The sequence below is a fragment of the Parcubacteria group bacterium genome (assembly GCA_041657845.1).
Classification (GTDB): Bacteria; Patescibacteriota; Minisyncoccia; order Moranbacterales; family JAKLHP01; genus JAKLHP01.
The window spans coordinates 1-14,129 of sequence record JBBABD010000020.1 but is presented as its reverse complement, the minus strand read 5'-3'; the positions used below and the strand labels follow the sequence as shown (position 1 = coordinate 14,129).

General features: G+C 36.8%; 11 protein-coding genes. 10 read left to right on the top strand and 1 reads right to left on the bottom strand.

The genetic code is table 11. From position 1 onward, the window contains the following. The first annotated feature begins 320 nt into the window (after positions 1-320). Positions 321-593: a hypothetical protein gene (locus WC906_03785; protein ID MFA5777534.1), complete on the top strand. Its 273-nt coding sequence runs from the start codon at positions 321-323 to the stop codon at positions 591-593. 137 nt (positions 594-730) lie between these two features. Further along, entirely contained in the window at positions 731-3,586 is a 2,856-nt protein-coding gene (gene uvrA / locus WC906_03780) for an excinuclease ABC subunit UvrA (GenBank protein MFA5777533.1), read from the top strand. Between the two features lie 159 nt (positions 3,587-3,745). Here uvrA and WC906_03775 read toward each other — a convergent pair whose 3' ends face one another. Further along, positions 3,746-4,216: a hypothetical protein gene (locus tag WC906_03775; protein MFA5777532.1), complete on the bottom strand. Its 471-nt coding sequence runs from the start codon at positions 4,214-4,216 to the stop codon at positions 3,746-3,748. Positions 4,217-4,339: 123 nt separating this feature from the next. Here WC906_03775 and rsmI point away from each other — a divergent pair, with 123 nt between their 5' ends. The 8 genes from rsmI (at position 4,340) to tgt (ending at position 14,018) form a co-directional block, all read left to right on the top strand. Then, positions 4,340-5,011, top strand: a complete 672-nt coding sequence (gene rsmI / locus WC906_03770) for a 16S rRNA (cytidine(1402)-2'-O)-methyltransferase (GenBank protein ID MFA5777531.1) — start codon at positions 4,340-4,342, stop codon at positions 5,009-5,011. 24 nt (positions 5,012-5,035) lie between these two features. Further along, positions 5,036-6,208 carry a glycosyltransferase family 1 protein gene (locus WC906_03765; GenBank protein MFA5777530.1) on the top strand — a complete coding sequence of 391 codons (1,173 nt, stop codon included), beginning with the start codon at positions 5,036-5,038 and terminating at the stop codon, positions 6,206-6,208. Between the two features lie 2 nt (positions 6,209-6,210). Beyond that, positions 6,211-6,690: an NUDIX domain-containing protein gene (locus WC906_03760; GenBank protein MFA5777529.1), complete on the top strand. Its 480-nt coding sequence runs from the start codon at positions 6,211-6,213 to the stop codon at positions 6,688-6,690. Between the two features lie 219 nt (positions 6,691-6,909). Continuing rightward, the gene (gene ileS / locus WC906_03755; protein ID MFA5777528.1) at positions 6,910-9,792 is read left to right on the top strand and encodes an isoleucine--tRNA ligase; all 2,883 of its coding nucleotides are present in this window, start codon (positions 6,910-6,912) and stop codon (positions 9,790-9,792) included. A gap of 21 nt (positions 9,793-9,813) precedes the next feature. Next, a complete protein-coding gene (locus WC906_03750; GenBank protein MFA5777527.1) occupies positions 9,814-9,981 on the top strand; it encodes a hypothetical protein in 168 nt (55 codons plus the stop codon). Positions 9,982-10,067: 86 nt separating this feature from the next. Further along, positions 10,068-10,784 (top strand): DNA repair protein RecO, encoded by a 717-nt coding sequence (gene recO, locus WC906_03745; GenBank protein ID MFA5777526.1) that lies wholly within the window; start codon positions 10,068-10,070, stop codon positions 10,782-10,784. A gap of 161 nt (positions 10,785-10,945) precedes the next feature. After that, complete coding sequence (locus tag WC906_03740) at positions 10,946-12,850, top strand: hypothetical protein (protein ID MFA5777525.1); 1,905 nt, start codon at positions 10,946-10,948, stop codon at positions 12,848-12,850. A 10-nt stretch (positions 12,851-12,860) separates the two neighbouring features. Beyond that, complete coding sequence (tgt, locus tag WC906_03735; GenBank protein MFA5777524.1) at positions 12,861-14,018, top strand: tRNA guanosine(34) transglycosylase Tgt; 1,158 nt, start codon at positions 12,861-12,863, stop codon at positions 14,016-14,018. The last annotated feature ends 111 nt before the right edge of the window (positions 14,019-14,129 follow it).

Here is a 14,129-nt window from a genome sequence, read left to right as displayed (position 1 = left end):
AACCTCCCGATACCAGTTAATCCTTTGCTTGCGGTCGTACTTGGTTTTTTGCATATCCATTGGTTAAATAGTTAACAGGTGTTACCCCTAACTATACCAAGTGTTACCTCATGGTGTTAACTGTACAGAACTGGACATATATTTATTTTAGTTGTATAAATAATAGTTGGGGTTCAAATCATTTTTGTAGCACAAATTAAAAAAAAGAGGAGGTAAGGACAATGATTATTCTCGAAGGCGAGGGAATCACAATAACAAAGGTGAGGGAATACTGTCGACCCAGTAGAATCATCCACGTGTATTTCGAGGAAGGTTTAGACATGAGATCTGCATCATGCCTTGTTGTATCTGAACCGGATGTCGCTGACGGTAGCTTCAAGGTCAAAACACACATGATGAATGTTCCGGAAAGCGTTACCGTCGGCAATGCCAAACGGATAGAGGTCTTGGAAGATATGGAAAGTGCTTTCCGCTACATAAAAGTGCTGGAAGAGAGGTTAAGTCGCATTACCAACGAAATGTGGAACATTAGAATTACAATTGAAGAGGCAATGGAGCATGCAAACAGAATGGTCGATTACAAAAAGGAGTGACGGGTTATCGATAAGAGGGCAGGCGGATCCGAAGGGACTCCCTGCCCACTTTTTTTATCTTTTCCACAATCCTTTACAAATCACAAAAAATACTATACAATTTATCATTAGCTAAATATTCTTCTCTTATCAAAGTTATGCCAAACAATAATTTATCCAAGCGGGATCATATTATCATTAAGGGAGCGAAGGTCAACAATTTAAAAAATATTGACATTGATATTCCGAGGGATAAATTCGTTGTGATTACAGGGCTTTCCGGAAGCGGAAAGTCTTCTTTGGCTTTTGATACGATTTACGCGGAAGGGAATCGCAGGTATATGGAAGGACTTTCTTCTTACGCGAGAAATTTTTTAGATGTGTCCGCCAAACCGGATGTAGATAAGATTGAAAATCTTTCTCCGACAATCGCGATCGATCAGAGAAGCATTAGCCGCAGTCCGCGTTCAACTGTCGGAACGCTTACGGAAATTTACGATTATCTTCGCATCCTTTTTGCTAAAATCGGAAAGCCTCATTGTCCTTCTTGCGGAAACTTAATGAAAAGGACCAGCAACAAAGAAATCTTGAAGGAAATTTCCAAACTTTCGGATAAAACTCAGCTCGCGATACTTTCTCCGATTAGCGCTAGTTTAAACAGCACAAAAAGTTCCAAAGAAATACTAAAACAGATTCAGCAGCTGGGATACGCCCGAGTGAGGTTTATGAAGAAAATAATGACTGTCGAAGAAGGGCTTTTGATTGCTAGCAACGATGTGGAAACAGAAATTGATATTGTCGTTGATCGGATGGTTTTGATTCTCAAAAGCATTGATAAAGAAAGAATTCTAGATTCAATTGAAACGGCTATTAAGCTTGGAAATGGATCTTTGGTTATTCTGGCCGACAACGAGAAAGAAATGAATTATAATCGTGATTTTATTTGTCTAGAATGCGGAGTGAAAATAAAGGAAATTTCTCCTCGCCACTTTTCTTTCAATAATCCGGAAGGAGCTTGTGATCATTGCTCGGGACTCGGAGTAAAACTTAAAATTAATCCGGATCTGATAATCCCCAACAAGAATCTATCTTTAGCCGAGGGGGCGATTAAACCCTGGAGCCGATCAGATGGCAGGCTGAATAATTCTGGAAGCTATTTTTCTTCTCTTAAATCGTTAGCTGAAGAATATGATTTTTCGGTTGATATTCCAGTCAAAAAACTTTCTCCCTGGCAGATGAACCTGGTTCTTTATGGAAGCAATGACGAAAAAATTACCAAAAAAATTGTAGATATGGGAGGCATAAAAAATGTTTCATTTTCTTTTGAAGGAGTAATTTCGGAACTGGAAAGAAAATATCGAGAAACCAAGTCTGACTATGTGAGAAATGAAATAGAGAAATATATGATTACGGAAATTTGTCCGGAGTGCCAAGGAAAAAGACTCCGAAAGGAATTTCTTTCCGTTTTGGTAGGAGAGAAATCAATCGATGACTTGGTAAATTTAAGCATCAGCAAGCTAAAAAATTTCTTTTTTGATTTTGATTTGAAACTTTTGAATGAAGAAGAAAAAAATATTATTCATTCTGTAATGAAAGAAACAACGGCTCGATTAGAATCTTTGGAAAATGTGGGGTTAGATTATTTAAATCTAGCCAGAAGCTCTCAGACAATTTCCGGAGGAGAAGCGCAGAGAATTCGTCTGGCGGTTCAAATTAACTCAAAACTGATGGGGATCGTCTATGTCTTGGATGAGCCGTCAATCGGACTTCATAGCCGGGACACGGAAAAACTTATCAGCACTATCAAATCTCTTCGGGATACGGGGAACTCTTTGATTATTGTGGAACACGATAAGGCGATTATGAAAGCTTCCGATTTTATTATTGATATGGGTTCGGGAGCGGGAGAAGATGGCGGGGAAGTTGTTTTTGAGGGAGATTTTAATGAGCTTTTGGCTTCAAAGACTCTGACTGCCGATTATCTTTCCGGCAAAGAAAAAGTTTCTACTAAGAAAAATTTTCGCAAGGGAAGCGGAAAATCAATAGAAATAATCAAAGCTTCTGAGCATAATTTGAAAAACATTGATGTCAAATTTCCATTGGGGAAATTTGTGGTCGTTTGTGGAGTTTCTGGAAGCGGAAAATCAACGATTATGAATGATATCCTTGCCAGGGCTCTTTCCAGAAAATTCTATCAAGCCAAAGCAGAACCAGGAAAGCATCAGAAGATCAAAGGATTGGAATATATTGACAAAGTGATTAATATCGATCAAAGTCCGATCGGCAGGACGCCTAGATCAAATGCAGCGACTTACACCGGAATTTTTTCTCACATTAGGGATATTTTTGCTAATCTTGAGGAATCGAAAAATCGCGGATACACCGCTAGCCGGTTCAGTTTTAATATGAAAGGCGGACGCTGCGAAGTTTGCCAGGGAGACGGAAAAAAGAAAATAGAAATGTATCTGATGCCGGATATGTATGTGAAATGCGAAGGATGCGACGGAACTAGGTATAACAAAAAAACCCTAGAAATTGAATTTAAGGGATTTAATATCGCGCAGATACTTAATATGGATGCGAGTTTTGCGCTCCGATTTTTTGGAAACTATCCGCTTATTCTTGAGAAACTGAAAACAATGGAAGAAGTGGGACTGGGATATCTAAAATTAGGACAAAGCGCGACTGACCTTTCTGGAGGAGAGGCGCAGAGAATAAAATTAGCCACGGAACTGGCCAGAAAATCGACCGGAAAAACTTTGTATATTTTGGACGAACCGACTATCGGACTTCATTTCGAAGACATTAAAAGATTATTGAAAGTTCTAGACACATTAGTTGAAAAAGGAAACTCGGTAATTGTTGTTGAGCATAATATGGATGTTATCAAAAATGCCGATTGGGTAATTGAACTTGGTCCGGATGGAGGAGAAAAAGGGGGAGAACTTGTTTTCGAAGGAACACCGGACAAGCTCAAAAAATGCAAAAAAAGCTGGACGGCGAAGTATCTATAGAAAAATCCAAATTACCAATTTCCAATGTCAAATCAATGTCAAAGTTCAAAATCCAAAAATTTTGGCATTTAGTCATTTGAGCTTGATTGGAAATTTGACATTTGGAATTTGAAATTATAGAGCTTAGCGTTTATATTAAGTGCAATATATTCTGGAATATCAGAATAGTATAAGAATAACTGTCATAATTAATCCTATTGCTATCTCATAAATTTCGTTTTGGAGTTTCCATTCTCTCTCTGGAGAAAATCGAGGAAGGCGGTGGCACCAAGAATGAAATTTATATAGTTTCTCAAAAAATTTCCAGCGAGTTTTCCAATAGATTAGGGTAAGGGAATCGGGAAACATGGAAAAAAACATTCCGATAAAAATGTTTCTGACGGTTATCGCATCAAAATTCTTAAAACGGATTACAAGCAGAATTATTGCTAACCCGACTGAAAAATCCAAAACAATTTTCCACCAAGTATTTTTAAAGGCTACTTTATTGTCAAAAGTTTCAACATATTCCCCATGCCTGACGGCATCCAGAATATAATGAAAAGCCAAAGATAATATAATTATAATCCAGGGATTTTGAATATTTTTTCCAATAACTGCTCCGACCAGAGCGTGAGTAGTTAAAATCATATCAATTAATTTACAATTTTCAATTTACAATTTTCAATGAATTTTCAATTATATAATTTTCAAACATTGTAAATTGATTCATTGCAAATTCATTGTAAGTTGATTATTGATAATTGAAAATTTATGAGTAGAGGTATATTATATATCGTCGCAACACCTATTGGTAATCTGGGCGATATTACGCTTAGAGCCTTGGAAACGCTTAAAAGTGTTGATTATGTCGCTTGCGAAGATACCAGGGTTACCAGCAAGCTTCTAAATCATTATAGCATACAAAAAACTCTAATATCTTATCATCAGCACAGCGAACTCAAAAAAATCGATTTGATTATCAATAAACTGAAAGAAGGAAAAAATATCGCGCTGGTTACTGATGCGGGAACGCCGGGGATTTCCGATCCGGGAAACATTCTGGTGGCGGAAGCGGTGAAAAACAATATTGAAATTCATCCGATTCCAGGAGCATCAGCCCTGGCTTCAATGATTAGTATTGCTGGAATCGATCTTCAGAAGTTTCTATTTCTCGGATTTCCTCCGCACAAGAAAGGACGCGAAACTTTTTTCAAGGAAGTGATTAGTTTAAAATATCCGGTTATTTATTACGAATCTCCGCATCGCTTTATTAAAAATTTGGAACTTTTGAAACTATTGGAATGCCAAAAGCGTATTATTATAGGAAGGGAGCTTACTAAAATTTTCGAAGAAATTAAAAGAGGAAATACTGATGAAATTTTAAGCTATTATCAGGAAAATGGGGATAAAATTAAAGGAGAATTTGTGGTAATTGTTTATTAGTTAAAAGGTTGCTAGAATATACATATGAGAATAGGAATAGATGCGAGGACAATTTTAAATCCCGAAAAGGGAGAAGCTATCGGGGTTGGTCACTATACTTATCAGTTGATTAGAAATCTTTTAGAATTGGACAAAATCAATGAATATGTCCTGTTTTTTGATTTTCACGTGAGGGAAAAAGATATTAAAAAATTTAATCAGCCGAATGTCAAGATAAAATTTTATCCCTTTTCCGATTACAAAAAGTATCTTCCCGGAGCTTACAGTGAAATTTTAGGAACGGCGACTTTGTCCAGAGAGAAACTGGACGTGCTCCATTCTACTTCGCCGCATAGCCGGATTCCGACAAGTTATCGGGGGAAATGCGTGGTGACTTTTCACGACCTATCAATATACAAAATTCCCGGATGCTATCCGAAAATAAGCGGAGCTAAAGAAAAGGCGGTGTATAATTTGATGGCAAAAAAAGCGGACAAGATTATTGCAGTTTCACAGTCGACCAAAAAAGATGTGGAAGATATTTTCAAAATTACTTCAGAAAAAATAAGCGTGATTTATAGCGGACTAGACAAAAGATTTTTTGAAGAATCAAAAATATCCAGCCAGAAAATTTTGGAGAAATACAAAATAACGAAAAAATATATTCTGTTTTTAGGAACGCTTGAACCTTCGAAAAATATTACCAGGTTGCTTGAAGCATTTGCGGATTTTAAGGAAAAATTGAGTTCGCCGGTGCAAGGAAACAATTTAAAATTCGAATATCAATTGGTTTTAGCTGGAAAAAGAGGGTGGCTTTCAAAAGAATATCTTCAGATTATTAAAGATTTGGGACTTAGCAAAGACGTAATTTCTACCGGATATATTATTGGAGACGAATTGTCGCCATTATTTAAAAATTCGCAGTTTTTTGTTATGCCTTCGTTGTATGAAGGATTTGGAATGACAGTTTTGGAGGCTTTTGCCACCGGAACACCGGCGATTATCTCAAAAGTCTCGTCTCTTCCGGAGATTGCAGGAGACGCGGCTTATTATGTCGATCCAATGAATAAAAAGGAAATAACAGAGGCAATGATTAAATTTTCCCAAGATGAAAATTTGAGGAATGAATACAGAAAGAAAGGCTTGGAGCAAGTTAAAAAATTCGACTGGCAAAAAACCGCCCAAGAAACAATCGAAATTTATAAAAGCTTTCAATAAATATGCGGGAAATAAAACAGCACAAAATAGAAGTTCATGTTGCTGGAATTTGCCTTCGAGAAACGGAATACGATATCGAAGTTTTAATTGCTAAGCGGAGAGAAAATAAAGAATTATATCCCGGAAAATGGGAATGTGGAAGCGGGCAAGTGAAGGAAGGAGAAAATTTCGAAGAAGCCATTAAAAGAAAGATAAAAGAAGAATTAGGCGTTATTGCGGAAAGAGTTTTGGTTTTTAAAACCTATGAAGTGAAGACCCCCAACCTTCCCCAGAAAAAAATACCCGGAATTTTATTTGTCTGTTTTTTAAAGGGATATGTCAACGGAAAAGAGCCTCAAATAAAAGAAGATGCTTTTTCTGAATGGAAATGGCAGTCAATAAATAATTTGTCAGGGATCGATTTTATTCCCGGAATTAAAGATGAAATTAATACCGCTTGGGAATTTTATTCTAAGAACAAGAATCTTGCAAAAAAAGTGTAATTATAGTATAGTCAAGATACAAATTTAAAGGCAATGAAGAGGTTATCGCCTTGGAGCCGCAAGAAGAAAGTCGCGTAGATCAGTAGAACTTGCCGGGTAAGCCCGTTATAGCCCATAATCAAGGGTATCTATGCAAGATACTAAACTAAGGTGGTACCACGCCAAAAGCGTCCTTATGCATTTTTTGTGTAGGGATTTTATTTTATAAATTTTAAAAATATGTCATTCAAAAAAATCGATCCAAAGATGAAATTTCCGGAAATGGAAAAAGAAGTGCTCAAATTTTGGGAAGAGAACAAGATATTTGAAAAGTCGGTCGAGAATCGAAAAGATGCTCCGGTTTATAGTTTTTATGACGGCCCTCCTTTTGCTTCCGGAAGTCCGCATTATGGGCATATTGTGGGAAGCACGATGAAAGACGCAGTACCGAGATTTTGGACTATGAAAGGATTCAAAGTTCCGAGGAAATGGGGATGGGATTGCCATGGACTGCCAATTGAGAATATTGCCGAGAAAGAATTAGGGATAAGGCGCAAAAAAGAAATTGAAGAAATGGGCGTGGATAAGTTTAATGAATTTTGCCGAACTAAAGTTTTGAAATATGTGGATGAATGGAAAACCGTTATTAATCGTCTGGGACGCTGGGCGGATATGGAAAATAGCTACAAAACAATGGATTTGCCTTTTATGGAATCGGTCTGGTGGGTTTTTAAAGAACTTTGGAATAAAGGACTGATTTACGAAGGTCATCGAATAATGTACATCTGCACACGCTGTGAAACTACTCTTTCTCAATCGGAAGTGGCGGAAGGATATAAAGATATTAAAGATCTTTCGGTAGTTGCGAAGTTTGAACTGGAGGATGAGCCAGGAACTTTTATTCTGGCTTGGACTACAACGCCCTGGACGCTTATCGGAAATGTCGCATTAGCAATCGGAGAAGATATTAATTATGCAAAAGTTAAAACTGGAGATGAATTATTAATTTTAGCTAAAGAAAGAATTGCAGAAACACTTAAGGAAAAAGAGTTTGAAATGGTTGAAGAATTTAAAGGAAAAAAAATGATCGGAAAAAAATATAAACCTCCGTTTGATTATTATTTTGAAAAAGGATTAGAAAATGAAGAAAATGGCTGGAAGATTTATGCTGGTGATTTTGTGACAACTGAAGAAGGAACAGGCGTGGTGCATATCGCGCCGGCGTTCGGAGAAGATGATGCCAAAATGGGACAGGAATGCAAGCTTCCTTTTGTTCAACATGTCGGAATGGATGGGATTATCAAACAAGAAGCGACGGATTTTGCGGGAATGAGCGTGAAACCGGAAGGCGATCATCAACAGACCGATGTTGAAGTAATAAAATATCTGGCCAAAAATAATCTGTTATTCTCGAAAGAAAAATACGAGCATAGCTATCCGCATTGCTGGAGATGCGACACTCCGCTTATTAATTACGCGACTTCTTCTTGGTTTGTAAATATCACTAAAATCAAAGAAGAAATGCTTGAGAATGCGAAAAATATCAATTGGATTCCAGCGCATTTGAAAGAAGGACGATTTGGGAACTGGCTGGAAGGCGCACGCGACTGGTCAATTTCCCGACAAAGATTTTGGGCTTCGGTAATTCCGATTTGGAAATGCGATTGCGGAGAAATGAAAGTTTTCGGATCAGTCAAGGAACTGGAAGATATATCGGGTGAAAAAATAACCGATCTCCACAAGCACATAGTCGATAAAATAACTTTCAAATGTGAAAAATGCGGAGGAGTGATGAAAAGAATTCCAGATGTTTTGGATACCTGGTTCGACTCGGGTTCGATGCCGTATGCTCAGGCGCATTATCCTTTTGAAAACAAAGAAGCTTTTGACCAGACTTTTCCAGCTCAGTTTATTGCCGAGGGCGTGGATCAAACACGCTGTTGGTTCTATTATCTCCATGCTATTTCCACCGCTATCAAAAAATCAAAAGCCTACAATAATGTTGTTGCAAACGGGATAGTTTTGGCAGAAGACGGAAAGAAAATGTCTAAGAGGCTAAACAATTATCCGGATCCGACTGAAATTTTCGATAAATACGGAGCCGACGCTTTGCGTTTCTATCTTTTGAGTTCCCCGGTTGTTTCGGCGGAAACTATTAACTTCAAAGAATCAGAAGTGGCGGAATTGGTTCGCGGAATTTTTCGGATGCTTTGGAATTCATATTCATTTTTTGTTCTATACGCCAATATTGATAAATTTAATTCTTCTATAACTCGCAAACTACAACCTAAAAATTTGTTAGATAAATGGATTGTTTCCGAACTCAATATGCTAATCAATGGCGTAAATGAAAGTATGGAAAAATATGAGCTCAATAAAGCTGTCAGACTATTCCCAAAATTCATCGATAATCTTTCCAACTGGTATATTAGGCGATCCAGAAAAAGATTTTGGAAGAGCGAAAATGACGGAGACAAAAAGGAAGCTTATCAGACTTTGTGGTATGTTTTGGTTGAGCTTTCCAAATTGATGGCACCATTCACTCCTTTTATTGCCGAAGAAATTTACAAAAACTTGACCGGTGAAGAATCTGTTCATCTGGCTGAATTTCCCAAAGCGGATAAAATTTTGATTGATTCCAAACTGAATGAAGATATGCGAATAGTTCGTGATATTGTTACGAAAGGGCTGGAGCTTAGAGCCAAGGCCGGAATAAAAGTCAGGCAACCGCTTAATGAATTACGAATTATGAATCATGAATTAAGGAAAGATTTATTCGAAATCATAAAAGAAGAAGTAAATGTCAAAAATGTTGTAGTTGTTGAAAACGTTGAAAATGTTGAATTGGATATCGAAATTACCGAAGATTTGAAACTCGAAGGACAGGCACGGGAGATCATCCGCCATATTCAGGAGATGAGAAAAGAGGCAGGATATGAGGTTGACAATCGCATAAAAGTGGTGTATAATGAAATGTTGGTGGTTTTTGAGAGATTTGGCGATATGATAAAAAAGGAAACGCTGGCAAATAGCCTGAATGAAGGAAAAATGGAAGATGTGGATTTAAAGAAAGAATTTAAAATAAACGAAGAAGATTTAACAATTTCGATAAAAAAGGCTTAAAATAAGAACCGAGGAGGGAAAATGAGTGTAATGTTAGCTCTAGTCTCGTTGATTTTTGTCGAAGGTATCCTTACCCTTTCTCTCTATTTGAGGAAGGATAAAGAGCCATTTGACGATTTTGTCAGAAATTTGTTGGCAAAAAAAGAAGCAGGCAAACTCGTCTTCATTGAAGGAGGTTTGGCATCATGAAGATGAGAAAGAGAAAAAAGAGGGAGTCAAATTGCATAAGCAACAGGCTCCTTTTTCATTTGTCCATTTAATCGTATAATTATCCTATGGATTACAAATACACCGGAATAATTTTAAGCAAAAGAGATGTTGGGGAAACCGATCGGATTTATACTATTTATACTTTAGAATCGGGAAAAATTCGGGTTTTGGCCAAGAGCGTCCGCAAGGCTAACGCGAAACTGGCGGGATTTCTGGAGAATTTTAATTTGGCAGAGATTTTTGTTGCCAAAAATCAGGGAATGGGGAAAATCACCGGATCGTTGATAATTAATAATTTTCCCGAAATCAGAAAAAATTTAGAAATCATTGGGAATGTTTTTGACTCCATTAATCTTTTGGGAAAAATGATAAAGGATGAAAACAAGGATCAGGAAATTTTTAAGTTGCTCAGAGAATATTTGGAAACAATGAATGAGATTGCCAAAGAAAATAACCGGGATAAAAATGAAATAATTTCTCTCGGTTTCATTTTCAAGCTTTTTGAAGAATTGGGATACAAAATTGAAGTTGGGAATTGCGCTCTTTGCCAAGAAAAAGTAAAAGAAGGAAAAAACTATTTTGATCCTGAACAAGGAGGAATTGTTTGTGAGAGATGTATCGCAAGCTTGAAAACAAGAGTTATAACTAATCCCAATGCTATAAAAATTCTTCGAATTTTTTTCCAAAACAGCCTAAAGTCGCTGATTAAGCTTAAAGCAGAAAAAAAAGATCTGGCTAACCTTGAAATTATCAAACGGGAGTTTCTGAGGTGGATAGAATAAATTTGTTAGAAGGGGTTAAATTTGGTAAAATAGTAAGGTAATTTACAATTTTCAATTTTCAATCAAGTCGCAATTTTTAATTAATCAAATTTTGAAAATTGAAAATCAAATCATTGAAAATTTATTGTAAATTGATTATTGATTATTGAAAATTATTTCTTATGTCCTTAGATGATCTTGAAAAAAAAATATATGATCCCGATTTTCATTTTGAAGGAATAAAGCATGAAGACAGTCAGTTCGATCCCTTTAGTCCGTCCAGCAAAAATGCGGATAGTCTTAAGAAAGAAAAAACGTGGGAAAAAATAGATGATGCAGCAAACCCTGAAAGAAAAAAAATTCTAAAACTAGGAACTATTGTTTTCGGAGCAATCGTTATTATTGCTGCTCTTATAACGGGTTATGTTAAATTTACACAGTCGGCTTTTAGCCAGGAAAGAGTTTCAATCAAAATTGAAGGGCCGACGCAATCTAATGGCTTAGAGAATTCAATCTACAAAATAATCTTTAAGAATGACAATAGAGCAAGCTTAAATAATGCTGAGATACTGCTTAGTTACCCGGAGAATTTCAAACCGAAAGAAAGCCAGAATTTGAAAATAGACAATCTTTCCAGCAGCAGAATTTTGCTGGGCACTATCAAGGGATATTCAACAGAAACAATTGAAATTAGCGGGACATTTTTTGCAGCCAAAGACTCTATTATTTATCTTAACGCAACACTCGAATATGTTCCCAGCAATCTTAATGCAAAATTCCAGTCAAAAAACCAATTAGGAATAAATATCAATTCTTCTCCGCTTATTCTTGAAATTCAAGCTCCGTCGGAAATCGCCAGTGGGAATAAAGTTGATTATGTGATTAGTTTTAGAAATATAAGCGCTGAATACTTCGATGGAGTTAGGCTGAAAGTTGATTATTCCGAGGGATTTTCATTTATTTCTTCCGATCTTGCTCCTTCGGAAGGGAATGGAGTTTGGTATTTGGGAAGTTTAAAACCGAATCAGGACGGAAAAATTGTTGTCACTGGAAATATTCAGGGATCTGGCGACGAAAGTAAAATTATCAAAGCTTATCTTGGCTATGAAGATGAAGGAGGAAATTTTATAGTTTATAATCAAAAAGAAACAACAACTAAAATAACATCGACCATTCTTTCCATAAAACAATATCTAAGCGAACAAGCAGATTTGAATGTTGATGCCGGGAAAACGCTAAAATATACGATTGAATATAAAAATAACGGAGATATAGCCTTAAGAGATGCGATTGTAACGGAAGAAATCGACAGCAGGGTTCTGGATTTCTCCAAATTAGATCTAAAAAATGGATCATATAATGCTTCAAGGAAAGTGATTATTTGGAGAGCGTCAGAGATTCCCGGACTTGCTAATCTGGCTCCAGGAGATAGCGGAAAAATATCATTCTCCATTCCTGTTATGAATCGTATTCCTATTGAGAATGATAATGATAAAAATTTTAGCATAGTAAGCACGGCAAAAATTGACAGTCCCTCGATTCCTAGCCCTATAGGATCAAACAAAATAATAGCAAGCAATACGATAACGCTGAAATTGAATTCAAGAGTAGTTCTGGGAGTTGAAGGATATTACAAAGATTCAGTTTTTGAAAATTCCGGACCGATTCCTCCGAAAGTGGGACAGGAAACTTCCTATACGATTCATTGGAAAATAATCAATGTCTCCAATAACATCAATGATGTTAAAGTTGTTTCATCTATCCCATCCGGAGTAAAATGGCTGGGAAAAATTTCACCTAGCAGTGAGGCAATAATTTTTAACGAGAGAACTAATCAAATAGAATGGAATTTGGGGAATCTGAATAACGGAGTTGGAATATCGAAACCAGTCAGAGAAGCGAGCTTTCAAATAAGCATTGTGCCTCAAATTAATCAGATAAGGAGGACAGTGCTTCTTCTCAATAGTTCGATTTTAACGGCCAAAGATGATTTTACTGGCGTTGATGTGCGAGTCGAGATTCCAGAAAAAGATAATAGGCTCACCGAAGATCCAAGCGTAAATGGAAGATATGAAGTTATAGATTAATAGAAATATTATGTTTGAAATGATCAAAAAAAAAGAGAATAGAAGGTGGGGAAAATTAAAAACAAATCACGGGGAAATAAAATCCCCATTTTTTATGCCTGACGCCACCAGAGGTTTTGTGCGTTCTTTAAGCCAGAGAGATTTAGAAGAGACAGGAATTGGTCCGATGGTGGTTAATACTTACCATCTCTATCTCAAACCGGGGATGGAACTAATCAAAAAATCCGGAGGAATCCATGGATTTATGAATTATAATCAGCCTCTTCTTTCCGATTCCGGCGGATATCAAGTCTTTTCCCTCATCCATAAAAATTCTAAAATGGGAAAAATAACCGAAAATGAAGTTATTTTTCGCTCTTCTCTGGATGGATCGAAACATATTCTTACTCCGGAAAAGGCAATTCAAATTCAATTTGATCTGGGAGTGGATATGATGGTGTGCCTGGACGATCCGCCGCCAAACAATTACAGTAAGGAAAAAATCAAGAGGGCAGTAGAAAGAACGATCAGGTGGGCGAAGCGATGCAAAGATGAATATAGCAGGCAAGTTGAAAGCCGAAAACTTAAAGATGAAAATCGGCCGCTTATTTTTGGAGTTGTCCAAGGGGGAGAATATCTTGATTTGCGAGAATATTGCGCCCAGGGTTTGATTAAGATTGGCTTTGACGGCTATGGTTTTGGCGCCAGGCATATTGATGAAGATGGGAATATTATGGAAGAAGTTTTGGAAAAAACCGCTAGTTTTATTCCGGAAGGTTCTTTGCGTTTTGCTTTGGGAATCGGAACGCCGGAAGATATTGTAAAATGTGTTTCTTTCGGGTGGGACATGTTTGATTGTGTAATTCCGACGAGGGAAGGTAGACACGGAAGACTTTTTATCAGAAAAAATCTCAACTCTCAAATCTCAACTCGCAAGTCTGAATTCTATGAAACAATAAATATCAATAATGAAAAATATAAAAGCGACTTTTCGAAAGTTGATGAAAATTGCGATTGTGAAATGTGCCGGAATTATTCCAAGGCATATATGCGTTACCTATTTTCTCAAAAAGAACCGATGGCGATGCGCCTAGCCAGCAAACATAATCTGAAATTTTATGCCGATCTGATGAAAGAACTGAGGAATGACAATTATTTTTATCCCAAAAAAAATGTCACAAGGAAATGATAATGTCCTAGTAGCGGGAAGTAGAAATGTCCGCCCCGGCAGGTTATGATATTAGTTTAACCACTAATATCAACCAAATGGACAATCGCATTATCATGAGTCAAAAAGAAG